Origin of the sequence: Indolivaga capnocytophagoides DSM 22835, assembly GCF_000426485.1 — a bacterium.
GTDB classification, from domain to species: Bacteria; Bacteroidota; Bacteroidia; order Bacteroidales; family Dysgonomonadaceae; genus Dysgonomonas_A; species Dysgonomonas_A capnocytophagoides.
In genome coordinates this window covers 236,426-261,269 of record NZ_AUFL01000008.1, presented here as the reverse complement: position 1 = coordinate 261,269, position 24,844 = coordinate 236,426, and the positions used below count along the sequence as shown (strand labels likewise).

Below are 24,844 nucleotides of genomic sequence, written 5' to 3'. Positions count from 1 at the left end.
TCTCTCTCTCTCTCTCTCTCTCTCTCTCTCTCTCTAATATTTCACACGACATAGCCAAACCCAAAATGTTAAATTTTAGATTAATCTCGACATTTATATATGTGAAAATCGAAGTCATAATTAATACACAGAGAAATTTTATGTGACAAATATAAATATTTATTTGTTAAAATCAAAGAGCCATTCAGCAGCGAATGACTCTTTGATTTGATGTATATAAGAACATTCTACAGATTATAGGACATTCCTAATGATACATATATATTATTCATTTTAAATGGAACTGCTTTGAAACTATTACTAAAAACAGGAGTTAACCCGCAATTGAAGCTGCCTGACAAACTGAAACGATGATTTATTTTCATGTCGCATCCTGCCAAAACTCCAAAATCAAAGGTTCGTATTTCATCCCCGAAATAAAAAGTAGCATCTCCTTTATTCTCGATTAATATTTCAGAACCTGTTGGGTCGGGGGCCCTCATATAACCATCCCATACTTTACCTTTGAATGAAGTACTATAAGCATATGAAGCATAGCCGCCTGCACGGATATTCCATTTTTCATTAATTTTGTAACGCACAAATAAGGGTATGGTTACATATGCCATTTTTACGGTTGTTTCATTTTTGCCCGAAAAATATCCGCTAAGATAGTTCCCGTCAGCTTCCAATTTTACTTCGGTATAAAGATATTTGACTTTATCTCTTACCCCCATTCCTTTATAATCAAGAAGAATACCCGATCCCAAGGCCCACTTATTATTGGTGTTGTATATAATATGGTATCCCAGTTGTGGAGTGAATTGAGGCCACCAAGCTCCTATCTTTCGAACTTCACGGGGAATAGAGGTCGGAGTTGTAGCTCCGAGGTTAAATCCTGCTACAATTTTATGTTCAAGGTTTTCTTTTTGGAAATCAAGGCTGTATGCAGATAATGAAAACATACAGATTACAGTAAAACAAATATATCTGATCATTGTATTAAATACATTTATAATTTAACAGTCTCTTCTTTTAGATTCGGATAAGCTATTTTTATTGAGGTTCTTTTGATGAATAGGCTTGACACACAACCTCTACTTCATCGACAGTTAGTGTACTTCCTACAGCTCCTCTGTAGAAATCGCCTTCTTTGCTTGAGGCAAATACTACAGCCAGTTTATAATCATACTGGGTATAATCGGGAGTTTCTTTGTACCTGAAAGGTAGATCAAAGTGTGTATATTCTCCTTTCTCCGAAGTATCGTCCAACTTGGCAATAGCGACTATTTTATCAGATGTCAATATATTATTTCCATCAAGAAACTCATCATTCTTTGTTCCTATCACACCTTTCGTTACTTTATAAAATACTGCATAGATAGAACACTCATCAATCCGTCCAGGAATAATGTTGTCCTTTTCGTCATAAAAAGGATCACCCACTTTATATTTATAATATCCTTTGAAAGATACAGGCCTTCCCTTATCGAAGGGATGAGGTTGTCCGAATTTTACAGATTTGGCAAAATCAGACATCACTATAGGTCCGAATTGCCCCCTGAACAAAGATCCCGAAAAAATAGGTATCAGAAAACCAAAATAGTTGCCTCCACGTTGGGTTTTCAGCCTGGCTGCATATTTTCCACTATAAGCATCTGTCGTAAAATCTGTGGGAAATTCCTCTACTTTTCCGAATTTAGCTAATGCAATACCCTGATTGGCAGTAGCCCATGTATCATCCATTAATTTAGGATAACTCATTATACCAACTCCCCCGGTACCCCATTCTTCAAAAGGAAAGGTTAAAGGAAGGGTTCTGTTTATTAGAACTTTATATACTCTGTTCCATTCTTTATTTTCTGAATATACCGTGTAGCTTACCGTATCGGAGAAGTCTTGATATTCATTGGGTGAAGGATATACCGTTGCCCCTTCAGACAGTTTTATTTCAGGGCGCAAACTCGTAATGTCAATTTGGGAGGTATCCGTCACTTCGAAAAGGATAAGGTTGGTTTCTTTACTTGGAGATACCTTTAAACCGGTATACTCCGGAAATTCAAAACTTAGAATATCAGCTTCGATATTTTCAGGTTCATCTTTAATACATGATGAGAATGTTGTAAAAACCACGATGAGAGTGGTTAATGTTAGCTTGGATTTCATTGACTAAAAAAAATAGTTGTTCGTCATTAAAACGATATATACATCTGTTTGTTCAATACAAAACAAAGAATGTTATTTTATCTTGTCGTATGACAAACATTACAACCATACTATTTCAAGTCAGGAGTTTAATCTTGTATTTTTTTAGATAACGAACTATTGCTGTTATACTTGACCAATTCAGAAAAAGGCTTGAAGCCTTAAAAGTTTTCTGTATTATATTTAGGTAAACCAACTTAATTTGTACCTTTGTATTATTCTATTTTTCAGAGTGAGTAACGGCAAGAATTTGATATCTAAACATAACTGACTATTGTTGTTTACTTGATGAGTTTACTAAAAGGTCTATGGCCTTAAAATTTGTTTGAATATGGAGAATCTTATAATATACGGAATTGTGGCGATAGTTGTTATTGTAAATATTGTCCGCAATTACCAGAAAGAGGCTAAAAAGAATAAAGAAAGGGTATTAACCCAAGCACGCCCAAGACCAGTATCTTCAGCTAGTCAAGAAAATACAACACAATCTAGTCCCGCTCCGTTTTCGAGACCCAGAACTGTACAATCCGAGATTTCGGAAGAAAACAAACCAATAGCTCCCATACTAAATCCTGTAAATAAATATCAGACACTTACTTCTATGGGGTATGACTATACTCAGGAAGGCGTTTCGTCGGTAATGTCAGATATAACTGATGATAAAAAAGAAATGGCACTGATATACGAAGAAAAAACAAATAGTAATGCTGCTCAGGATTTGCAGCTGGAGACCTCTGCTGATCTGAAGAGGGCATTTATTCATTCCATTATTTTGGAGCGTAAATATTAAAACAGAGTTAATAAATAGGTCAGAGACCTTAAAATAAATAATCAATTAATAAAGCAATGGCATTAAAGTTTGTGAGTGCAGATGAGGCGGCGAGCCTTATCAAAAATGGAGATAATGTAGGTTTCAGTGGTTTTACTCATGCCGGATGTCCGAAGGTAGTACCAACCGCTATCGCTAAGATAGCCGACGCAGAACATGCAAAAGGTAATCCTTTCAAAATCGGAATGTTTACCGGAGCATCTACCGGAGACCTTCTTGACGGAGTTTTAGCAAGAGCACATGCTATCAAATTCAGAACACCTTACCAAACAAACAAAGATTTAAGGAATGCTATTAATTCAGGCGAAGTTCCTTATTTCGATATGCACTTATCGTCTCTAGCACAAGAGATTCGTTATGGTTTCTTAGGAGGTGTAGATGTAGCCATCATTGAGGCTTGCGATGTGACCGAAGATGGAGAAATAGTTCCTACCTGCGGAGTTGGTATTTCACCCACTGTAGCACGCTTGGCAAAAACAGTCATTGTTGAACTTAATACATGGAATCCGAAAGGAATGAGAGGAATGCATGATATTGCAGAATTACAAGATCCTCCTCACCGTGGCGAAATTCCAATTTATTCGGTTAGAGACAGAATCGGAAAAGACCATATAAAAGTTGATCCGGCTAAAATAGTTGTTGTAGAATCAAATACACCTAACGAAGGTGGTGGTTTTGCTCCGGTAGATGAAGTTACTACTAAAATAGGTAATCACGTAGCACAGTTCTTTATTAAAGAAATGGCAGAAGGGCGTATGCCAAAAACATTCCTTCCTGTACAATCAGGTGTAGGCAATATTGCAAATGCAGTATTGGCTGCAATGGGAGAAAGTAAAGAAATTCCGGATTTTGAAGTTTATACCGAAGTTATTCAGGATGCTGTTATCGACCTGATGGAATCGGGACGTATTAAATTTGCCAGCGGCTGTTCTCTTACAGTAAGTAACCCCTGCGTAGAGAAAATTTATAAAAATCTTGAATTCTTCAAAGAAAGAGTTGTCCTTCGCCCTTCTGAATACTCTAATAACCAAGAAGTTGTACGCCGATTAGGAGTAATTGCTATCAATACCGCATTGGAAGCCGATATATTCGGAAACATCAATTCTACTCACGTAATGGGTACTAAGATGATGAACGGTATCGGTGGATCAGGAGACTTCACTCGTGGAGCATACGTATCTATATTCGTTACACCATCGACTGCTAAAGACGGAAAAATCAGTGCATTTGTTCCTATGGTTGCTCACGAAGACCACAGCGAACACTCAGTGAAGATTATTATCTCGGAATATGGTATTGCTGACCTTAGAGGTAAATCTCCAAGAGAGCGTGCTGAAGAAATTATCGAAAAATGTGCGCATCCTGATTACAGACCATTACTTCACGAATATCTGAATAATCAAGTGAAAGGACAAACACCTTTCGATCCTTATAATTGTTATGCTTTCCATAAGGCTTTCCTTGAAACTGGAGATATGCATAATGTAAAATGGGAAAATAAGTAATATTATTTTTTATAAAAGAGCAAAAGCAGGTTATCAATAAATGATAACCTGCTTTTTTTTTGTATGAAGTGTTAAAAATAAACATTTTAGATATTTCGCTTTATGGTATTTATAATCTTATAGATAGTAAATTCTGTATTACAACAAAGGACATAAAATATTATTAGGGCAGGTGAAATTATTTTCGATCTGCCCTTTTATTTTTTATCTATAAAGAAAGTGTTCTTTAAATGGCTGTGAAAATCCGGAATAACGAAAAGGTATCATCGAAAAAAGTATAATTTCGCTGTTACCTTTGTAACCTTTTTTTATGAACTTTTGTCGGGGTATATAATTACACACCTGATGTTCAACTAAGGCAGAAGATTTCACCCTTACCATGTCGGTTATCTTACTTAAACGTAAAAAAGGTGTCATTGAAAAATAATCATAGAGCATGTTACCTTTGTAACCTTTTTTAAGTAATTCAATTAACTGAACACAGTTGATCGATCTATCAAATCTCTTTATTCCGCCAATTGGCTTTTTTGAGGTAAATAAACGAAAGTATCATCAATGTACCCCAATATACATATTCAACAGTCCAGCATATTGCAACCTCCGATTTGTTGTGTATCACTATTATATACATGGCCAATACATACAAACAGATAGTGATAAGCTCGAATATAAGAGCCCAACGAGTATTACCGGTTCCCGAAATCGCATTAAATAATACGGTTCCCAAACTACAGATAGGAAGAGCAAATATCAGGACATAAAGAGGTTTAACAGTTTCGTACACCAAAGACATATCTTTATTCGAAGCTATCAGGGCGATCCACAGCTCAGGTTTTATTGCTGTTATGATACCCATTACAACAACTATAGCCAGATTGAGTATACATATTTTGCCTACCAGTTTTAATACATTATCATACTGTTTTGCCCCGATAGTATTGCTCACCAACGTATTAGCCGTTGTAGACAAAGCATTCATCGGAATAAAGTATATCATATAAAATGTACGTATAATATTAGTGATGGCAAGATCTCTTTCTCCATGATTTTCTATTGCAAGAAAGAAGATAAACCACGTTGACATCGATATTGCATACTGAGCCATCGTAAACACCGATATATCGAGTATACGACGCACAATAGAGAATTTAAACCGCATTTTCTGAAACCCATATTTTTTGAGGTCTACAGTCTTCGCTGTATAAATAATAAAGAAGATAATAGAAGCAATCTCTGCCAATACCGATGCCATACCTGCTCCGGCTATACCCATCTGAGGAAACCCGAAATTCCCGAATATAAGGACATAATCAAAAATGATATTCACAACGGTCATTACAGCAGCATTCAATGTCAACACTTTGGTACGGGCAATGCCGACATAAAATGCACGGAACATAATATTGACCGATGCAAAGAAAAAGCCGAATGTCCGCCATTCGAGATACTCCGCTGCTGCCTCATATACATGGTGTGATTTGATCAGAATAGGCAGCAGATGCGATGAAAAAGCATTAGACGCAAAGTATAGCAATGCTGCGAATAACAGCAAAAACATCATTCCCTGCATTACAATTGTACCTATCTGGTCGTAATTGCGCTCGCCGTTGCGTCTGCCTATCATAATCTGCGCTCCGATACTGAAACCGAACCCCAGCATAAAGAAAGCTATATAATATATACCTGCCAGGCCGGCAGCTCCGAATTCAACCTCTCCTACCCTTCCCAAGAAGATGGTATTGGTTATTTGCATTATATTTTGAGTAAGCAGTCCGAGCATAATGGGCAGACTTACCAACCATATATCCTTATAAGAATATAACTTTGATTCCATAGAGTAAATATGAGCGTGTTCGATATTCTTACAGACAAGAAACGGGATGATTCTGTTATTGGATCACCCCGCTTCATCTGTATAATTTAGTCTTTAAATTTTACTTAATCAGCTTATTGGTGTTAGTGTCAGGAAATACAATCCACGGCTTAAAAGTCTTAGCTTCTTCAAAATCCATTATAGCATACGATATAATGATAATGACATCGCCCGGCTGCACCTTACGTGCAGCAGCCCCATTCAGGCAAATGGTTCCGGATCCACGCTCTCCCTTGATTATATATGTTTCGAGGCGTTCTCCGTTATTGTTATCTACAATACATACTTTTTCACCTGCAATCATATTGGCTGCATCCATCAGATCTTCATCTATCGTGATGCTCCCTACATAATTAAGGTTGGCTTCAGTTACCGTCACCCGATGTATTTTCGATTTCAGAACTTCTATTTTCATTTCTATTTTAAGTAACTATTTATTAAAGTAGGTAATATTATCAATCAGCCTCACATCTCCGCAAAATACGGTTATACAACCAACGGCATATGAGGTATCCGACCAATTATCTATTGTCTGCAATGTATTTCCATCCACGATCTCAAAATATTCGACTGTAAGGGATTCTACATTGTTTATATCATCAATTACATTCTTGAGCGTTTCTTTCACGGAATATCTACCGCATTCCGATTTACTTTTGAACAATATTCGGCTGATAGCTACAGCTTGTTCTTTTTCGGTTTCCGATAATCGTTGATTACGACTGCTTTTAGCTAAACCCGATGGCTCTCTGATTATAGGCATGGGTACGATTTCGATTGGGAAATTATACTGCTTAACCATATCCCGGATAATAGCTAGCTGCTGGAAATCTTTTTCTCCGAAATAGGCTCTATCTGGCTTTACAATATCAAAAAGACGACTCACCACCTGAGCTACACCATTGAAGTGTCCGGGGCGAAATTTGCCTTCCATCACCTTATCCAATAATCCAAAATCAAACTGGCGGGTATCCGGCTCGGGATAAATTTCTTTGACCAAAGGAGCAAATACAATATCTGCACCGACACTCTCAAGCAAAGAGGTATCCTTATCTAAAGTTCTCGGATATTTAATAAGATCTTCCTGATTATTGAACTGGGTAGGATTTACAAAAACACTGACTACCGTGATATCATTCTGTTCAATACTTTTCTTAACTAAAGAGACATGTCCTTCGTGCAAGGCTCCCATAGTAGGAACGAAACCGACAGACTTCCCTTCTTTTTTTAATGGAAAAATGGCCTTTTGAAGGTCTGAAACCGTTTCTAAAATAATCATAAACGCTTAACCTAAATTTGTTATCCAAATAACAGTGCAAAGCAACTAAATATTTATGAAATATGAAACTTTCGGGGCTTTCATTTCCTAAAAAACAACATCATTTATGACTCTTGCATTTTTTGATTCACAGAAAATTGCTAAAAACCAGATTTTTTTTTATTATCTTTGTAACGTAAAAACGAAACAACTACAATGAGCGTAAAAAGAGTTTTATTCATCACACAAGAAATTTTCCCGTATCTACCCGAATCTACGATAGCAGAAACTTGCAGAAATCTACCTCAGGCAATACAAGAGAAAGGCAAAGAGATCAGGACTTTTATGCCTAAGTTCGGAAGTATAAATGAACGTAGAAACCAATTGCACGAAGTTATTCGTTTATCGGGCATGAACCTGATTATCGACGATACAGACCATCCTCTGATAATCAAGGTAGCATCGATACAAGCAGCTCGTATGCAGGTTTATTTCATTGACAATGATGATTTTTTCAGCCGTAAATTTACTACTGAAGACGAAAACGGCGTAGAATTTGCCGACAATGAAGAACGCAGCATCTTTTATATAAGAGGTGTATTAGAAACCATAAAGAAACTTAGATGGATACCGGATGTTGTTCACTGCCACGGATGGATAACAGCTTTGGCTCCATTGTATCTAAAGACTGCATTTGCAGATGATCCTTGCTTTAAAGATGTGAAGATTGCATACTCGCTATACAACGACAACTTTAAACAGCCTTTCTCCGATAAGTTTGCCAATAAACTAAAGCTTGCAGGTATAACAGACAAACATGTGAAAGACATTGCAGGAGCAGAGGTCGATTATGCAAAACTGACTCAGTTTGCAATGAAATACTCCGATGGAGTTATACAACAAGAAGCAACTGTGGATCCTCAGTCTTTAGAGTATATCGAAAAGAATAAGATCAAATTCTTACCATACAGCGGAAATGCTTTGGAGGCAGCCGATGCTATTAATGAATTTTATGACACCATTTAATTCATAAAAAAAATGAAAAATATGTATTTGCTTTTGCAAGTACATATTTTTTATGATCTTTGGGCATCTTTAGCAATTGTAAAATATCAGATACACTAATTATCTCTAATAGACAAAACACTTGCCAAAGATACTTACTAGGTATCAAAACCTTAAGAATGTAAATTTTTAATAAGCAGGATGAAACTAAGCACGCTATTATCTCTAGTCTTGACATTTTCTATCACATTATCTCTAGCGTCTTGTGATGATGATTTAAATAACATCGGAGGAACATTGCAACCTCCCGGTGATAATATTACTGCAGGTACAGATACTCTGTCCGTTATAGCAAAAACTATTTCCATGCAGGATTCAGTATACGCCCAAACAGTAAACGGAATATTAGGCAAATATGAAGATGATATTTTCGGTTCTGTCAAATCTGATTACTTGTGCCAATTTATGTTTCCTGACAGTGCTAAATTCAACGAAAAGATTGCATCTATAACATCCGTCAATCTGGTTATCGGATATATGAATTTCTTAGGAGACACAATTTCTCCCATGGGACTATCCGCATATAAAGTAACCCAACAACTGCCCGAATATTTTTTCACGAATGCAGATCCTAAGAAATATTCCGACATGAAAACGCTTTTGGCAAGCAGTACTTTCTCTGTTGCCGGTTCCAAAAAGGTTAGTTCGACATCTAACTACAGACAGATTTATGCACCAATGGATTCCGCTTTTGCAAAAAATCTTAATCAAGCGATTAAAGCAGGAACCGTTACTGATTCAAAAACATTTAACAATTATTTCCCCGGACTATACATAACTACAACATTAGGATCCGGAACACTTATCCAACCAATACAAACGTCAATTATAATAGATTACAAGTATTATACTGCAAAAGCAGACTCACTAGGAAAAGGCTCATTCACACTAACATCAACAACAGAGGTTAATCAATTAATCCATATTGAAAATAAAAACCCGAATGGATTATTTGATCAAAATTCGGGCATGGTCTATACCAAATCTCCTGCAGGAGTATATCCTGAAATAGTATTTCCGATAAAGAAGATCAAAGAGAATATAGCAAAGAATAATTTTGCATCCATCAACACTGCACTGTTCAGCGTAACCGGTTATACAGAAAAAGAACCGACGGGCACTTTCTCATACCAAAGACCCCAGACTCTTCTTCTTATAAATAAGGATTCTGTAGATTATTTCTTTACACATAAAAAACTACCGGATAGTAAGACGACTTTCTCAGCGACCAGGGTCAAGGAAACGAACTCTTACAAGTTCAGCAATTTATCTCAACTGATAACATTATACAAAGATAAGAACCTGACAGAAGATCCCACATTTGTATTAATACCCATAGAAATAGCATCAATAGACTCTTATTATAACAGTCAAACGGTTAGGGTATATAATCAAATGTTCCCAACAGCATCTATCTTTAGAAATAATATAAAGGATATGAGACTTACACTCATATATACGAAATTTGAATAAATCATAAAGAAATCAAATCCAATAAAAAAACTCAGGAAGAATCTTCCTGAGTTTTTTTATTGGATTTTTATTAGAAAAAAGTTTTTATTTTCGGAAAATTATACTTATCCAACCTTCTATAATTTAAGAAAACTTTTCATTTTCAGCAAATACTATCAAAAATATTTTCGGAAAACTTTTAAGCAGAATCAAAAAATTAAACTACTACAAATCAATATATTAAAAATTATTTTAGAAAACTTAGAACTTTGTTGAAAAGAAATTGTTATAAAATTTGTGATCTATGATCAGTATTTCTATTTTCGCAGTCATAAAATATATAACATCAAGAAAACATAATGGAACGTACAGTTTACACGTTTAATGAAGCTTATGAAGCCACATTAGATTACTTCGAAGGGGATGAATTAGCCGCAAAGGTTTGGGTCAACAAGTACGCATTGAAAGATGCCGAAGGTAATATATACGAAAAAACTCCAATCGACATGCATTGGAGACTTGCCAATGAAATTGCACGTATAGAGAAAGTTTATGAAAACGGACTGACATCTCAACAGCTGTTCGATTTGTTTGATCGTTTCAAATACATCGTTCCGCAAGGAAGTCCGATGACCGGAATCGGTAATGATTTTCAGATTGCATCTCTTTCTAACTGTTTTGTTATCGGTATCGATGGTTCTGCCGATTCGTATGGAGCTATCATGCACATCGATGAAGAACAGGTTCAATTAATGAAACGCAGAGGGGGAGTTGGTCACGATTTGTCTCACATCAGACCCAAAGGTTCGCCGGTAAAAAACTCGGCTCTGACTTCTACCGGACTAGTTCCATTCATGGAAAGATATTCGAATTCAACCAGAGAGGTTGCTCAGGACGGGCGACGCGGAGCATTAATGCTAAGTGTATCAATCAAACATCCGGATGCAGAATCGTTTATCGATGCAAAAATGATAGAAGGCAAGGTTACCGGAGCGAACGTTTCGGTGAAAATTGATGATGAATTTATGCAAGCTGTAGTCGATCAGACTAGCTACACTCAGCAATACCCGATAAACTCAGATAAACCATCTACTGTTAAAGATATAAACGCTACACAACTTTGGGAAAAGATCGTACATAATGCTTGGAGATCGGCTGAGCCCGGAGTTCTGTTTTGGGATACAATAATAAGGGAATCTGTTCCCGATTGTTATGCTGATCTAGGTTTTCGAACTGTTTCAACCAATCCTTGCGGGGAGATTCCACTATGTCCTTATGATAGCTGCCGTTTGTTAGCAATCAATTTATACTCTTATGTGGTAAATCCGTTTACAAAAAAAGCTTACTTCGATTTCGATTTATTCAAAAAACACGTTGCTTTGGCACAGCGTATCATGGATGACATTATTGATCTTGAAACTGAGAAGATTGATCATATTCTTAAAAAAATTGATGAAGATCCGGAAATAGAAGAAGTAAAATTCACAGAACGAAATTTATGGAATAAAATCCGTAAAAAAACACTTCAAGGACGGAGAACCGGAGTTGGTATCACTGCCGAAGGAGATATGATAGCTGCAATGAATCTTCGTTATGGAACAGAAGATGCTACAGCATTAGCCGAAGAAGTACAACGTACCCTTGCTATCGCAGCGTATCGTTCATCAGTAGAGTTGGCTAAAGAAAGAGGTGCTTTTGAAATATTTGATATTGAAAGAGAAAAAAACAATCCATTTATAAACAGGCTTTGTGCTGCAGATCCTGAACTATATTCTGAAATGGAAAAATACGGTAGACGTAACATCGCTTGTCTTACAATAGCTCCTACCGGAACAACAAGTTTGATGACTCAGTCAACATCAGGTATCGAACCTGTATTTTTACCTGTTTACAAACGTCGTCGCAAAGTAAACCCGAATGATGCTCAGGTTACTAAAATTGACTTCGTTGACGAAAACGGAGACTCTTGGGAAGAATACATCGTATTCCACCATAAATTCGTTACATGGATGAAAGCAAAAGGATATCCTACAGCAAAGAAATATAGTAACGAAGAGTTGGATAAACTTATTGCCGACTCGCCTTACTACAAAGCAACATCGAATGATGTTGACTGGCTGCAAAAAGTAAAAATGCAGGGACGTATACAAAAATGGGTCGATCACTCAATAAGTGTTACGATTAATCTACCTGCAGACGTATCAGAAGGCTTAGTAAACAAACTTTATATTGAGGCTTGGAAAAGCGGATGTAAAGGATGTACCGTATATCGTGACGGATCAAGAGCCGGTGTGTTGATTTCAGCTGATGATAAAAAGAAAAGCAGCAAAAAAGAAGATTGCGGAGATTGTTTCGAACGTCCAACTGTAATTCCTTCAAGACCCAAAGAACTCGAAGCAGACGTTATCAGATTCCAGAATAATAAAGAAAAATGGATCGCCTTTATTGGTATGGTTGACAATCGTCCATATGAAATATTCACCGGGTTGAATGATGATGACGAAGGTATTATGCTGCCAAAACATGTGAACAAAGGTATTATCATCAAACGTACTGATGATGACGGAGAACGCAGTTACGACTTCCAGTTCAAAAATAAAAGGGGCTATAAAACCACTATCGAAGGACTTAACAGTAAGTTTAATCCTGAGTTCTGGAACTATGCAAAATTAATATCAGGAGTACTACGATATGCTATGCCAATAGATCAAGTCATTAAACTTGTACAGGGCTTAGAGCTGGATAGTGAAACTATTAATACTTGGAAAAACGGTGTTGAAAGAGCCTTGAAAAAATATCTGCCAAATGGGGCAGAGCTAAAAGGGCAAAAATGTCCTGTTTGTGAACAAGAAACCCTTGTATATCAGGAAGGTTGTTTAAAATGCAGCAATTGTGGAGCATCAAAATGCGGTTAATAAAATAACTCTCCATCTATATAAAAAACTCCGGAAGAATCAATTCTTCCGGAGTTTTTTATGTATTGCTATGAACCAATCCTAATCCAGACAAACAATACAGGCACAAAAAAACCGCAGACATCATCTGCGGTTGTATTATCTTTAGAGAAATATAATATCAGATAGATAATCCCATAATTAAAGAAGGGAAAAGACCTATTACAATATTCAGTATAATAGCTATCGATGCAACAACAACATAACGAACATCTACTTTCAAAGGTTCCGTTCTAACAGAATCTTTAGTAAACATAACGTTTGCTGTTCCAAAATAATAATAGATAGCTATAATAGAGTTTATCACCCCGAATATTACAAGAATCAGATAGCCGGAATCTATCATCTGACTAAACATAAATAATTTAGCGAAGAATCCGGCAAAAATAGGAATACCTCCTAAAGAAACCATTGCACAAGTGAAAATACCAGCCAGATATAGTTTATCTTTAGCCAGACCGAATATATTAGATATGTCCTCGTCTTTATCTCCACATACAGCCATAATAACGGCAAATGCAGCAATACCGGCAAAAGCATATGCACATGCATAATAAAGAATCGCATTTGTACCTGTACCGTTAGATAAGAGATCCATCATCATAAATCCGGCATGCGATATACCCGAATATGCCATCAATCGTTTCAGGTTTCGTTGACGAAGTGCAGTAATATTACCGACACTCAACGTTAAGATAGTAAGAACAACAACTACGATTTGGAATACTGGAGTCATTCCCGCCGAAAAAATAACGAATATTTTATAAAGTGTACCGATAGCCGCAACTTTCACCAACGTACTCATCAATGCAGTAACTAATGTGGGGGATCCTTCATAAACATCCGGAGCCCAAAAATGAAATGGAACAACCCCGGCTTTGAAGAATAACCCTACGGCAATCATTACAAAACCGATATTAAACCAAATAGGTAAATGTCCGGCCTGTGCCGTAGATATAGCAATAATTGTTTGGATATCAAACGAACCGATAGCTCCGTATACTAAAGCAATACCAAACAGAATGAAACTGGAAGCAAAAGCCCCCATAATGAAATATTTCATTCCTGCCTCATTGCTCTTTTTATCTTTCGGGTTACTTGAAGCCAAAACGTAAGCTGAAATAGATAATACCTCGATACCGATGAAAAACATAGATAAGTTTCCAAAAGAAACCATTGCTACTGCTCCAGCCAGCATAAAAATTATCAAAGATACATAATCAGCAATCTTTGTTATCCTATCTGCATAAAACTTTGGGCTCATCACTATCACAAACATTGTCAATATAATGAATAAGCTTGAAAAGCCCCGTGAATAACCCGTACCGACAACCATATTATAACTGTCGATATCTAAAAAAGATTTATCCAGATAAAACTCAGCTAAAGTCATACCTAATATTCCGGCCAAACCTAAAACGACTACCGGAACAAGGATTTTTCTCAAATTTAAAATCTCAAGTAATAAGCTCAGTATACCTAATCCCGAGACTGCTATCAATGTACTCATTATTTATTTTGCTATATTTTGTTCACTAAAAAGGTCTGATACCTTATCTGTTTATATACATCATAATTTCCTGCAAACTTGGAGATACCAAATCTACAATGGGTTTTGAATATATCCCAAAGAATATAAGGACTGCTGCCAATAAAACAAAAACCAAAGTTTCATTCACTGTCAGATCCGAAAATGAAGATTGCTTATTGTCTCCTAACATTACATACTGATACATACGCAGCATGAAGAATGCACCCAGGAACATGGATGTTCCTATTGCAAGCAAGTATCCTATATGTACCTGATAGATACCATACATAATGGTAAATTCTCCGATAAAATTAAATGTCAGGGGTAAAGCGATAGAAGCCAGCACCATAAAAAAGAATGCCAGTGTAAATTTGGGAGCACTGCTTTTAATACCTCCCATCTTGCTGATCAATGGAGTTTTTAGTCTTCGATGTATCACTTCAGCAGAAAAGAACAATCCGACAATACCAAATCCATGAGCTAGAATAAGCAGCACTGCACCTAATAGCCCGTCATAGGTTAACGAATATACGCCGGCTGCTATAAATCCGACATGAGAAAGGGATGCATAGGCAAAAAAGCGTTTAAGATTATCCTGTCTCAATGCTATAATTGCACCGTATATAACTCCAATTATCGAAAGTATCAGAACAAGCGAACGAAGTTCGTGTGACGCATAAGGAGTCACCGGCAACTGCCAACGTATAACACTGTACAATCCCATTTTTGACATGAGTGCTCCCAACAAAAGGGTTCCCACCATAGGTGCTTTTTGATAAACGTTTGCCTGCCATGTATGAAAAGGAAACACAGGTATCTTAATTGCATAAGCAAGAAAAAATGCAAGGAATATCCAGATTTGTTCAGTATGGCTCAGGTTTGCATTATATATGGCATCCAGTTCGAGACTTCCTACTTTCGAATACATATATATAATTGCAGCCAACATAAATAACGATCCAGCAAATGTATATATAAAGAAAGTCATAGCAGCTCTTCGGCGTTTAGCCCTTTCACCATTCCCCCAAAGCACAACAATGAAGTAAATCGGTATAAGAGACATTTCCCAGAATACATAATACACCAAAGCATTACTACTGAGAAATACGCCAGACATAGCAAAAGACATAAACAGAATAAGGCTATACAATATTCTTTCGGACTTCACCGTATGAGAAATACTTGTCAATATGATAATCGGCAGGAGTATCGAATTTAACAAGACCATAGCTATCGACAATCCATCAGCTTTCAATGAAAAGGATATATTGGGCTTACTAATCCATTCTAACGTAAAAGTATACGGTGCTGCAGCCGGATTATGCTCCAATAAAAGCGATATTGAAAACACAGCTCCCGCTATAGCAAATAACATAGCTACTTTCGATGCAAACCGGTTACCCGAAAAGTATGTCACAAATGATCCTGCTAATAAAATAAGTAATATAATAGCGATATTCATATTTTTATAAAATTGTAAGGGTTTCAGACCCTTTTATAATCATTTATTAGTAAACGTTTCCCCCAACTGATTAACTAGACAAGAAATAGGTAAGCTGCAATCGTACAGAACCCGATAACAAAGAAGAACAGGTAAACCCCGATACTTCCATTTTGGACGGCTCTTAAAGGAATTGACAATGCACCGATCAGGTAACCAAAACCGAATACGATAGCATTCATTACTTTTTCAACTATATTCTTGAAAAAGTTTGCCAATACATAGAATGGTTTTACAAATGCAGCATTATATATCTCATCAATATAATATTTATTGTAAGCAATTTTTGCAAATCCTGTGATTTTATCATCTTCTTCTGGTACAACAGATTTTAAGATGTACTGATAATAAGCAACAGCTAAACCAATGAGGGCAATTGCTATTGAAATCGCAATCAATACGATTTGAAGTGTACCCGCCCCATGAGCTTCAGGTATACCTGCGGATAAGACGGGAGAAAGATAACCATTCAGCCAGCTATATCCGAAAGGCAAACTGATAAGACCTCCCACTGTAGCTAAAACAGCCAGAATAATAAGAGGAAGAGTCATTACCGACGGAGATTCGTGTAAATGACGTTTTTGCTCTTCAGTGCCTCTGAAATCTTTATTAAATGTAAGAAACAATGCTCTGAACATATAAAAGGCAGTCATCAGAGAAGCTAGAGCAGCTAAAATCCAAAGAACTTTATTGTGTTCAAAAGCAGTAATCATTATTTCATCTTTCGAGAAGAACCCGGCAAAGGGAGGAATTCCCGAAATAGACAGTGTAGATATAAAGAATGTAGCAAATGTTATAGGTAATGCTTTACGCAACCCACCCATTTTACGCATATCCTGTTCGCCGCCCATGGCATGTATTACCGAACCCGATCCAAGGAAAAGGCAAGCTTTGAAGAATGCATGAGTTATAACATGGAATACTGCTACATGATAAGCACCTAACCCTACAGCCAAGAACATCAACCCCAACTGAGATACGGTGGAGTATGCCAATACTTTCTTAATATCAGTCTGAAACATACCGATAGAAGCAGCAAACAATGCCGTAACTGATCCTATGACAGCTATAATCATCTGTACATCGGGAGTCAGATTGAAGAGGAAATTTAGGCGGGTCACCATAAATATACCGGCAGTCACCATCGTTGCAGCGTGTATCAATGCCGAAACAGGAGTTGGTCCGGCCATCGCATCAGGCAACCATGTATATAGCGGTATCTGGGCACTCTTACCCATTGCTCCGACAAAAAGACAAAATGTTCCGACACTTAACAATCCGCTCACTCCCAAATTAGAAGTAGTCGTTACCGCTAATTTTAAAGAATCAAAATCAATTGTTTTGAAGATATATCCAAGGGTAAATACTCCGGTAAGAAATCCGAAGTCCCCTATCCTATTCATAATAAACGCTTTCTTTGCTGCATCATTGAACTTATGATTTTTATACCAGAATCCTATAAGTAAATAAGAGCAAAGACCAACTCCTTCCCATCCGATAAACATGATAGCCAAATTGTTAGCTGTCACAAGAATAATCATAAACAGGATAAACAGATTGAGATAAGCAAAAAAGCGGTCGATATGCTCATCGCCTTTCATATAACCGATCGAATACAAATGAATCAATGTACCGATACCTGTTACAAACATCAACCAGATTAGAGATAATTGATCTAACAATAAATCGAAATTAACAGTAAACTCAGCGAAACTTACCCACTGAAACAAATGGATATGAAGAGCCTCTCCGGTCGATAATATCTTAATGAAATAAATTAACGTAATAACAAAACTACCAGCTACAGCTGTTGTTCCTATAAGCCCCGGTAGTGTCTTTCCTAACTTTTTACCCCCAAACAGATTTATCAAAAAACCTATCAGCGGAAAAATCAAAAGTAATAATACCAATCCTGTCTCCATCCTTAGTTATAGTAAGTATTTAAAGCATTATTAAAAAATAATAACTATATATTATATTGATTTACAATTCTACCTTGTTTCAAATAAAAAAGCCTGCGGCTTATCCTTTCAAGTTTTTTAATTTATCAATATCAATAGAACCGATATTTCGGAAAATTGAAACTAAGATAGCCAACCCAACTGCTACTTCAGCGGCAGCTACAGCCATCGAAAAAATGACAAATACCTGAGCACTGGCATCCTGATGATAAACCGAAAATACAGCCAACAACATATTGGCAGCAGCAAGCATCAATTCTACAGACATTAACATGACTATCGTACTACGCCTGTACAGCATACCCAGTACACCTACACAAAACAGCAAAGCCGACAGATAGATGTAATTATTTATTCCAACTTGTTCTAATATATCTTGCATAGCTTTTACGCATTAAGGCTTTAGGCCTTTTATTATATTTTCTTATCTATTTTCTCTCTTGGATATTAATACCGCACCGATCATCGAAGCAATAAGCAATACAGATGCAAACTCGAATGGTACTAAATATTCATTCAGAATAACATCGCCAATCACTTTTACCGACTGAAAATCAACCTCTGCATTCTTGTAAACCTCTATCTGCGGTGTAGCTTTCAATAGAGCAGCCAGCATAACCACCACCATCAGGCATGCAGAAACTGTTGCAGCAACCCTACTCGCTATTTTTTTAGCGGGCTCATGCTGTTCATTCAGATTCATAAGCATTAAGGTAAACAGTAACAGCACCATAATTGCTCCGGTATACACAATAATATGTATTACAGATAGGAACTGTGCATTAAGCATCAAAAAGTGTCCGGCAATTGAAAAAAAGCAGACAATCATATAAATTGCACTATGTACGGGATTTTTAGACAATACAGTCAACAGACCCGAACCTAATGTAATTGCCGCCAGAATATAAAAAATTATTGTAATCATCTTTTTTGATTATTCAATTGTATCTTTTGTTTTTACCATCTTCTACCGAGATTACCAGCTTATCTTTTCCATAGATAAAGCTCTCACGATTAGTCCCTACATTTACATGCTTCTGCGATTTAGTCAAAAAGATGGCTTCTTTGGGACAAGCATCTTCGCACAATCCGCAAAATATACAGCGCAGCATATTTATCTCATATATGGCAGCATATTTTTCCTCACGATACAAGTGCAACTCAGCTTTTGTCCGTTCTGCAGCCTTCATAGTTATAGCCTCTGCAGGGCATGCCAAAGCACATAATCCGCAAGCCGTGCAACGTTCACGTCCTTCTTCGTCACGCATCAATACATGTTGCCCTCTATACACAGGACTATATGTACGCTTCTGTTCAGGATATTGAATCGTCACCTTTTTCATAAAAAAGTGCCTAATTGTAATCATCATACCTTTTACGATCTGCACAAGGTAGATACGTTCCCAAAAAGACATCTCTTTATTGGTTACCGCTGTTTTACGTCCTGATAATGATATATTTTCAATAGCCATTTTTATACCTTAATTAAATATAAGTACTCCTAACCCTACCAACAAGATGTTGACAATAGCAAGAGGGAATAATATTTTCCAACCCAGATTCATCAATTGGTCATAGCGGAATCTAGGAATAGTCCACCTAACCCACATAAAGAAGAATATAAAGAACGATGTTTTTGCTAAAATTGATAATACAGCTAATACATTAGCTATGTTTATACCCCAATTAGCAGCAACCCATTCCATTCCCGGATAATTATATCCTCCAAAGAAAAGAATAGATATCAATGCAGACGAGAAAAACATACTCACATATTCCGAAAACATATAAAATCCCATTTTCATAGAGGAAAATTCGGTATGGTGACCATTTACCAATTCCGACTCGCACTCAGCCAAATCGAAAGGTGTACGGTTACATTCTGCAAATGCACAAACCAGAAATATCAGGAAAGTAATAGGCTGAAAGAAAATATTCCATCCGAATCCGGCTTGCTGTTCTGTAATCTCACGAAGGCTTAAAGTACCCGTCATCATCACCAAGGCGATTAATGAAAGTCCCATCGCAACTTCGTACGATACCATTTGAGCTCCGGCACGAATACCACCCAATAGCGAATACTTATTGTTAGACGCCCAAGCCCCTATTACGATACCATAGATACTTGTAGACATAACTGCTACAACATATAATAATGCAATATTTATTTCTCCTACCTGAGGAACATATTCTACTCCGGCAATTACAAACTTTTCAGCCCACGGTATAACAGCACTACCCAAAAGAGAGACTGTCATTGCGATACCAGGTCCTATTATAAATAAAAACTTGTTGGGTGTATTCGGAATGAATTCTTCTTTCGAAAATAATTTGGCTCCATCACAGAGAGGTTGCAAAATACCAAATATACCAGCACGGTTAGGACCATAACGGTCTTGAATAAACCCTGCAATTTTCCGTTCTGCCAATGTAGAATATAAAGCAAAGAACATTGTAACGGCAAATACTATAAGTATAAGAACCAATTTTTCTATTATAAATGAAATCTCCATATGCTTATGACCTTACTCTTCTTTTACTTTTTTAATTTCTTCAAGTTCGGTTTCATCAAAAGGAAAGCCCGACATACTTATTTTCTTCTGATCCTGCTTACGTCCTTCCAACACCAAATCGTCAGTTTCTATCTTCACCTTCTTCAATGAACGAGTATAATTATTGACATTCAGTACCGAATCCTTCTCAAATTTACGAGGACCTTCAATTACCCAGTCTTCGGCTTTTTTATGATCGAAACGACATTCGTTACAGATAAATTCTTCTACTTCGTGATACTGATCTTTACGAGCTGTTACCCGTTGTACATGATCACCAAACATCCATAAAGTCACCTTGCCGGAACAATGAGAACAATCACGATGCGCATTAAAAGGCTTATTAAACCAAACACGAGATTCGAAACGGAATGTCTTATCAGTCAATGCCCCTACCGGACATACATCTATCATGTTACCTGAAAACGAATTGTCAATAGCTTTTGATATATAAGTTGATATCTGGGCATGATCGCCACGTCCGACAACACCATGTACACGTTCGGGTGTCAATTGGTCAGCCAGTTTCACACAGCGATAGCAAAGGACACAACGGTTCATATGTAGTTGAATATAGGGGCCGATATCTTCCGGCTCATATGTTCTCTTTTGTTCAATATATCTGGTCTTGAAATTTTTATTGCCATATGCAAGATTTTGCAAATCACATTCTCCGGCCTGGTCACATACAGGACAATCCAAGGGATGGTTGATTAGCAAAAATTCAGTCACAGCCTGACGGGCTTCTAGTGCACGTGGCGAAGTGGCACTTTTTACCTCCATACCATCTTGTACGGACGTCACACACGAAGGCTGAAGTTTCGGCATCGGACGAGGGTCCCGTTCACTGCCTTTTGTAACTTCTACCAAACAGCAACGACATTTACCTCCACAATCTTTCAATTTGGAATAGTAACACATCGTAGGAGGAACACAGTCTCCACCAATCATCCGTGCAGCTTGCAGGATGGTAGTTCCCGGTTCGACCTCTATTGTATGTTCATCTATCGTAATTTTCATTTTCTAAACTCCTAATCGTTGATCAACTAATAGATGTCTAACCTTTTGCATCGGTTCATCTACAAAATGATTTCTATTTTTTACCTTTTCAGGAAATCTTACATGATATTCAAATTCTTCACGGAAATGACGGATAGCTGCCGCAACCGGCCAAGCTGCTGCATCTCCCAACGGGCAAATTGTATTCCCTTCTATTTTACCCTGTATGCTCCAGAGCAGGTCGATATCTTCTTCACGCCCCATTCCATTTTCGATACGGTGCAGAATTTTCTCCATCCATCCTGTACCTTCACGACAAGGTGAACATTGTCCGCAACTCTCATGATGATAAAACCTCGAGAAATTCCATGTATTACGAACAATACAAGCCGAATCGTTATAAACGATAAATCCTCCCGAACCTAATGATGAACCTGTAGTGAATCCACCATCAGCCAAAGATTCGTATGTCATCAAACGATCTTCACCGTTAGCTGTCTTGAATATATATTGTGCCGGTAAAACGGGGACAGAAGATCCTCCCGGAATAAACGCTTTCAGTGGACGATCATCGATCATACCACCCAGATATTCATCAGAATTCATAAATTCATCAACAGATAACCCCAACTCTATTTCGTAAACACCGGGATTTTTAATATGCCCTGATGCGGAAATTAATTTTGTTCCGGTAGATTTACCTAAACCTATCTTAGCGTATTCTTCACCACTGTTATTTACAATCCATGAAACAGCAGATATAGATTCAACATTATTCACTACTGTAGGTTCAGCCCAAAGACCACTTACAGCAGGAAACGGAGGTTTGATACGAGGATTTCCCCGTTTACCCTCTAATGATTCAATCAATGCAGTTTCTTCTCCGCAGATATAAGCTCCAGCTCCACAGTGTACGTATAAGTCGAGGTCGTAACCTGTACCTAATATATTTTTGCCCAGCCATCCATTAGCATAGGCTTCCTTTATCGCTTTTTCCAATATCTTGAAAACCCACATATACTCACCTCTGATGTAGATGTAAGACAAATGAGCTTCCAATGCAAAACTCGAAACAATAGCTCCCTCTATCAATAAATGAGGAATATGTTCCATCAGATAACGGTCTTTGAATGTACCGGGTTCCGATTCATCGGCATTCACCACTAAGTGACGAGGTTTCCCCGATTTTTTATCAATAAAGCTCCATTTCAATCCCATAGGAAAACCGGCTCCACCACGACCTCTAAGTCCCGATGTTTTTACCTCTTCCACAATCTGATCAGGAGTCATCGTCTTCAAGGCTTTTTCAACAGACCTGTAACCTCCGTTTTTACGATAGACTTCGTAATCCTTTATTCCCGGAATATCTATATTTTCGAATAATATCTTTCTAGCCATCGCAACCTCTTAATCTAGTTTTATTTTACCTTGTTTGCAATCTTCTACAAGAACATCAAATTTATCTTCAGTGAGATGTTCATGATAGAAATCTCCCAATTGAAGCATCGGTGCATATCCACACGCACCCAGACATTCTACACCGACAACACTAAACAATCCGTCTTCGGTAGTTTCACCCTCCTTAATTCCTAATTTATTGCATGCATAGTCAATCATATCCTCTCCTCCACGAATAGAACAGCAAGATGTCCGGCAAAATTCAAATGTATATTTACCTCTAGGTTTCTGATTGAACATCGTATAAAATGTTACCACTTCATATACCTCAATAGGACTTACTTCAAGTATTTCAGCAACTTTATTCATGAGTCCTACACTAAGCCAGTTATCATGAGCATCTTGTACCGCATGTAAAACAGGAAGCATCGCCGATTTTTTCTTATCAGCCGGATAATGACCGATAAGCTCATCAATCCGCCCCTGCAATTCAGGTGTGATATTTATTTCTTGTTTATATTCTTTTATTTCCATTGATACAATAGTTTATGCGTCAAGTTCTCCGGCTATAACATTAATACTTGATAATGTAGCCACTGCATCTGAGAACATTCCTCCTTTGATCAGTTCAGGGAATGCCTGATAATATATAAAACACGGGCGACGGAAGTGTAAACGGAATGGAGCTCTCGATCCATCAGTTATCAGATACATTCCTAATTCGCCATTTGCACCTTCAACCGAATGATATACTTCGGCTATAGGAACGGGAACTTCCCCCATAACTATTTTGAAGTGATTAATCAAAGCTTCCATGCTGGTATAAACTTCATCTTTGGGCGGCAGATAATAATCCGGAACATCTGCGTGATACTCTCCTTCGGGTAAGTTATCTTTTGCCTGACGAATAATTTTCAAACTTTCTTTTATCTCTGCTGCACGCACACACCAACGGTCATATGTATCGCCTTCTGTACCAACAGGTATAATAAAATCGAAATCTTCATACGAACTGTAAGGTTGTGCAACACGTACATCGTAATCTACACCAGTAGCTCGTAAGTTTGGCCCTGTAAATCCATAATTAATGGCTTTTTCTGCCGATATAGCTCCTGCCCCCACAGTACGATCCATGAATATACGGTTACGAACAAATGCTCTCTCTAACTCATCCCATGCTTTAGGGAATCCTTCGAGAAACTCATCCAATTTCCGCCATGCAGCCTCACTCCAGTCACGCTCGAAACCTCCGATACGTCCCATATTGGTAGTCATACGTGCACCGCATATCTCTTCGTATATTTCGTAAGCCAGCTCACGATATTTCATTACATATAAAAATGGAGAATAGGCACCCAAATCGACCCCTAATATGGAGTTACAAATGAGGTGATCGGTTATACGTGCTATTTCCATAATGATTACACGCATATATTGAGCCCTCTTCGGCACTTCTACACCAAGAGCTTTCTCTACAGTCATCCACCAACACATATTATTTATCGGTGCCGAACAGTAGTTCATACGATCTGTTAATGGAGTAATCTGATAAAAGGTTCTATTCTCGGCAATTTTTTCAAAAGCCCGATGAATATAACCAATGGTGGTATCAGCATCCAGAATGCGTTCGCCATCCATCAACAATATATTTTGAAATACACCGTGCGTAGATGGGTGTGTCGGTCCAAAATTCAAAACCGAAAGTTCACGTCCATCTTCAAAGCGTTGCTCTCTGACAATCTTTGCAAAAGGGTGCTCTTTATCTATAAATAAATCTGACAT

At 37.4% G+C, this 24,844-nt stretch carries 21 protein-coding genes; 5 read left to right on the top strand and 16 right to left on the bottom strand.

Annotated elements, in window-relative coordinates:
* Window positions 1-227: 227 nt before the first annotated feature.
* A complete protein-coding gene (locus K322_RS0104205; RefSeq protein ID WP_157279384.1) occupies window positions 228-944 on the bottom strand; it encodes a porin family protein in 717 nt (238 codons plus the stop codon).
* A 91-nt stretch (window positions 945-1,035) separates the two neighbouring features.
* Window positions 1,036-2,145: a PCMD domain-containing protein gene (locus K322_RS0104200; protein ID WP_026625765.1), complete on the bottom strand. Its 1,110-nt coding sequence runs from the start codon at window positions 2,143-2,145 to the stop codon at window positions 1,036-1,038.
* Between the two features lie 370 nt (window positions 2,146-2,515).
* On the opposite strand from K322_RS0104200, the gene K322_RS0104195 reads away from it, so the two are divergent.
* Together K322_RS0104195 and K322_RS0104190 are read left to right on the top strand one after the other, a co-directional pair.
* Entirely contained in the window at window positions 2,516-2,974 is a 459-nt protein-coding gene (locus K322_RS0104195) for a hypothetical protein (protein ID WP_026625764.1), read from the top strand.
* Between the two features lie 56 nt (window positions 2,975-3,030).
* Window positions 3,031-4,518 (top strand): acetyl-CoA hydrolase/transferase family protein, encoded by a 1,488-nt coding sequence (locus K322_RS0104190; RefSeq protein ID WP_026625763.1) that lies wholly within the window; start codon window positions 3,031-3,033, stop codon window positions 4,516-4,518.
* Between the two features lie 496 nt (window positions 4,519-5,014).
* Here the strand turns inward: K322_RS0104190 and K322_RS0104180 are convergent, their stop codons facing one another.
* The 3 genes from K322_RS0104180 to panC form a co-directional block, all read right to left on the bottom strand.
* Window positions 5,015-6,352 carry an MATE family efflux transporter gene (locus K322_RS0104180; protein ID WP_026625761.1) on the bottom strand — a complete coding sequence of 446 codons (1,338 nt, stop codon included), beginning with the start codon at window positions 6,350-6,352 and terminating at the stop codon, window positions 5,015-5,017.
* 100 nt (window positions 6,353-6,452) lie between these two features.
* Window positions 6,453-6,806 (bottom strand): aspartate 1-decarboxylase, encoded by a 354-nt coding sequence (gene panD / locus K322_RS0104175; RefSeq protein WP_026625760.1) that lies wholly within the window; start codon window positions 6,804-6,806, stop codon window positions 6,453-6,455.
* Window positions 6,807-6,821: 15 nt separating this feature from the next.
* Window positions 6,822-7,670: a pantoate--beta-alanine ligase gene (panC, locus tag K322_RS0104170; protein WP_026625759.1), complete on the bottom strand. Its 849-nt coding sequence runs from the start codon at window positions 7,668-7,670 to the stop codon at window positions 6,822-6,824.
* 195 nt (window positions 7,671-7,865) lie between these two features.
* On the opposite strand from panC, the gene K322_RS0104165 reads away from it, so the two are divergent.
* From K322_RS0104165 to K322_RS0104155, 3 genes are all read left to right on the top strand, one after another.
* Complete coding sequence (locus K322_RS0104165; protein ID WP_026625758.1) at window positions 7,866-8,675, top strand: glycogen/starch synthase; 810 nt, start codon at window positions 7,866-7,868, stop codon at window positions 8,673-8,675.
* Window positions 8,676-8,855: 180 nt separating this feature from the next.
* The gene (locus K322_RS0104160; RefSeq protein ID WP_026625757.1) at window positions 8,856-10,187 is read left to right on the top strand and encodes a DUF4270 domain-containing protein; all 1,332 of its coding nucleotides are present in this window, start codon (window positions 8,856-8,858) and stop codon (window positions 10,185-10,187) included.
* A gap of 338 nt (window positions 10,188-10,525) precedes the next feature.
* Entirely contained in the window at window positions 10,526-13,081 is a 2,556-nt protein-coding gene (locus K322_RS0104155) for an adenosylcobalamin-dependent ribonucleoside-diphosphate reductase (protein ID WP_026625756.1), read from the top strand.
* Between the two features lie 160 nt (window positions 13,082-13,241).
* Here the strand turns inward: K322_RS0104155 and K322_RS0104150 are convergent, their stop codons facing one another.
* The 11 genes from K322_RS0104150 to K322_RS0104100 all read right to left on the bottom strand — a co-directional run bounded on the left by K322_RS0104150 (window position 13,242) and on the right by K322_RS0104100 (window position 24,844).
* Complete coding sequence (locus K322_RS0104150) at window positions 13,242-14,630, bottom strand: NADH-quinone oxidoreductase subunit N (RefSeq protein WP_026625755.1); 1,389 nt, start codon at window positions 14,628-14,630, stop codon at window positions 13,242-13,244.
* Between the two features lie 43 nt (window positions 14,631-14,673).
* Window positions 14,674-16,113 carry a complex I subunit 4 family protein gene (locus K322_RS0104145; RefSeq protein WP_026625754.1) on the bottom strand — a complete coding sequence of 480 codons (1,440 nt, stop codon included), beginning with the start codon at window positions 16,111-16,113 and terminating at the stop codon, window positions 14,674-14,676.
* A gap of 74 nt (window positions 16,114-16,187) precedes the next feature.
* A complete protein-coding gene (nuoL, locus tag K322_RS0104140) occupies window positions 16,188-18,074 on the bottom strand; it encodes an NADH-quinone oxidoreductase subunit L (protein ID WP_026625753.1) in 1,887 nt (628 codons plus the stop codon).
* Window positions 18,075-18,174: 100 nt separating this feature from the next.
* Window positions 18,175-18,495 carry an NADH-quinone oxidoreductase subunit NuoK gene (gene nuoK / locus K322_RS0104135; RefSeq protein WP_026625752.1) on the bottom strand — a complete coding sequence of 107 codons (321 nt, stop codon included), beginning with the start codon at window positions 18,493-18,495 and terminating at the stop codon, window positions 18,175-18,177.
* Between the two features lie 42 nt (window positions 18,496-18,537).
* The gene (locus K322_RS0104130) at window positions 18,538-19,038 is read right to left on the bottom strand and encodes an NADH-quinone oxidoreductase subunit J family protein (protein WP_026625751.1); all 501 of its coding nucleotides are present in this window, start codon (window positions 19,036-19,038) and stop codon (window positions 18,538-18,540) included.
* Between the two features lie 13 nt (window positions 19,039-19,051).
* The gene (locus tag K322_RS0104125; RefSeq protein ID WP_026625750.1) at window positions 19,052-19,585 is read right to left on the bottom strand and encodes a NuoI/complex I 23 kDa subunit family protein; all 534 of its coding nucleotides are present in this window, start codon (window positions 19,583-19,585) and stop codon (window positions 19,052-19,054) included.
* Between the two features lie 9 nt (window positions 19,586-19,594).
* On the bottom strand, window positions 19,595-20,626 hold the full coding sequence (gene nuoH, locus K322_RS0104120; RefSeq protein WP_026625749.1) for an NADH-quinone oxidoreductase subunit NuoH: 1,032 nt from the start codon (window positions 20,624-20,626) through the stop codon (window positions 19,595-19,597).
* A gap of 12 nt (window positions 20,627-20,638) precedes the next feature.
* Window positions 20,639-21,685 (bottom strand): 2Fe-2S iron-sulfur cluster-binding protein, encoded by a 1,047-nt coding sequence (locus K322_RS0104115; protein ID WP_026625748.1) that lies wholly within the window; start codon window positions 21,683-21,685, stop codon window positions 20,639-20,641.
* A gap of 3 nt (window positions 21,686-21,688) precedes the next feature.
* Window positions 21,689-23,062, bottom strand: coding sequence for an NADH-quinone oxidoreductase subunit NuoF (nuoF, locus tag K322_RS0104110; protein WP_026625747.1), 1,374 nt, complete (start codon window positions 23,060-23,062; stop codon window positions 21,689-21,691).
* Between the two features lie 9 nt (window positions 23,063-23,071).
* Window positions 23,072-23,596, bottom strand: coding sequence for an NADH-quinone oxidoreductase subunit NuoE family protein (locus tag K322_RS0104105; RefSeq protein WP_026625746.1), 525 nt, complete (start codon window positions 23,594-23,596; stop codon window positions 23,072-23,074).
* Between the two features lie 12 nt (window positions 23,597-23,608).
* Window positions 23,609-24,844, bottom strand: a complete 1,236-nt coding sequence (locus tag K322_RS0104100) for an NADH-quinone oxidoreductase subunit D (protein WP_026625745.1) — start codon at window positions 24,842-24,844, stop codon at window positions 23,609-23,611.

What these genes read in the sequence shown, in the direction of transcription:
- K322_RS0104105 (WP_026625746.1), bottom strand. Translation starts at nt 23,596, where the DNA reads ATGGAAATAAAAGAATATAAACAAGAAATAAATATCACACCTGAATTG.
- K322_RS0104155 (WP_026625756.1), top strand. Translation starts at nt 10,526, where the DNA reads ATGGAACGTACAGTTTACACGTTTAATGAAGCTTATGAAGCCACATTA.
- K322_RS0104180 (WP_026625761.1), bottom strand. Translation starts at nt 6,352, where the DNA reads ATGGAATCAAAGTTATATTCTTATAAGGATATATGGTTGGTAAGTCTG.
- K322_RS0104195 (WP_026625764.1), top strand. Translation starts at nt 2,516, where the DNA reads ATGGAGAATCTTATAATATACGGAATTGTGGCGATAGTTGTTATTGTA.
- K322_RS0104125 (WP_026625750.1), bottom strand. Translation starts at nt 19,585, where the DNA reads ATGGCTATTGAAAATATATCATTATCAGGACGTAAAACAGCGGTAACC.
- K322_RS0104200 (WP_026625765.1), bottom strand. Translation starts at nt 2,145, where the DNA reads ATGAAATCCAAGCTAACATTAACCACTCTCATCGTGGTTTTTACAACA.
- panD (WP_026625760.1), bottom strand. Translation starts at nt 6,806, where the DNA reads ATGAAAATAGAAGTTCTGAAATCGAAAATACATCGGGTGACGGTAACT.
- nuoF (WP_026625747.1), bottom strand. Translation starts at nt 23,062, where the DNA reads ATGGCTAGAAAGATATTATTCGAAAATATAGATATTCCGGGAATAAAG.
- K322_RS0104190 (WP_026625763.1), top strand. Translation starts at nt 3,031, where the DNA reads ATGGCATTAAAGTTTGTGAGTGCAGATGAGGCGGCGAGCCTTATCAAA.
- K322_RS0104150 (WP_026625755.1), bottom strand. Translation starts at nt 14,630, where the DNA reads ATGAGTACATTGATAGCAGTCTCGGGATTAGGTATACTGAGCTTATTA.
- nuoL (WP_026625753.1), bottom strand. Translation starts at nt 18,074, where the DNA reads ATGGAGACAGGATTGGTATTATTACTTTTGATTTTTCCGCTGATAGGT.
- K322_RS0104130 (WP_026625751.1), bottom strand. Translation starts at nt 19,038, where the DNA reads ATGATTACAATAATTTTTTATATTCTGGCGGCAATTACATTAGGTTCG.
- K322_RS0104160 (WP_026625757.1), top strand. Translation starts at nt 8,856, where the DNA reads ATGAAACTAAGCACGCTATTATCTCTAGTCTTGACATTTTCTATCACA.
- nuoH (WP_026625749.1), bottom strand. Translation starts at nt 20,626, where the DNA reads ATGGAGATTTCATTTATAATAGAAAAATTGGTTCTTATACTTATAGTA.
- K322_RS0104115 (WP_026625748.1), bottom strand. Translation starts at nt 21,685, where the DNA reads ATGAAAATTACGATAGATGAACATACAATAGAGGTCGAACCGGGAACT.
- K322_RS0104100 (WP_026625745.1), bottom strand. Translation starts at nt 24,844, where the DNA reads ATGTCAGATTTATTTATAGATAAAGAGCACCCTTTTGCAAAGATTGTC.
- K322_RS0104165 (WP_026625758.1), top strand. Translation starts at nt 7,866, where the DNA reads ATGAGCGTAAAAAGAGTTTTATTCATCACACAAGAAATTTTCCCGTAT.
- K322_RS0104145 (WP_026625754.1), bottom strand. Translation starts at nt 16,113, where the DNA reads ATGAATATCGCTATTATATTACTTATTTTATTAGCAGGATCATTTGTG.
- panC (WP_026625759.1), bottom strand. Translation starts at nt 7,670, where the DNA reads ATGATTATTTTAGAAACGGTTTCAGACCTTCAAAAGGCCATTTTTCCA.
- K322_RS0104205 (WP_157279384.1), bottom strand. Translation starts at nt 944, where the DNA reads ATGTTTTCATTATCTGCATACAGCCTTGATTTCCAAAAAGAAAACCTT.
- nuoK (WP_026625752.1), bottom strand. Translation starts at nt 18,495, where the DNA reads ATGCAAGATATATTAGAACAAGTTGGAATAAATAATTACATCTATCTG.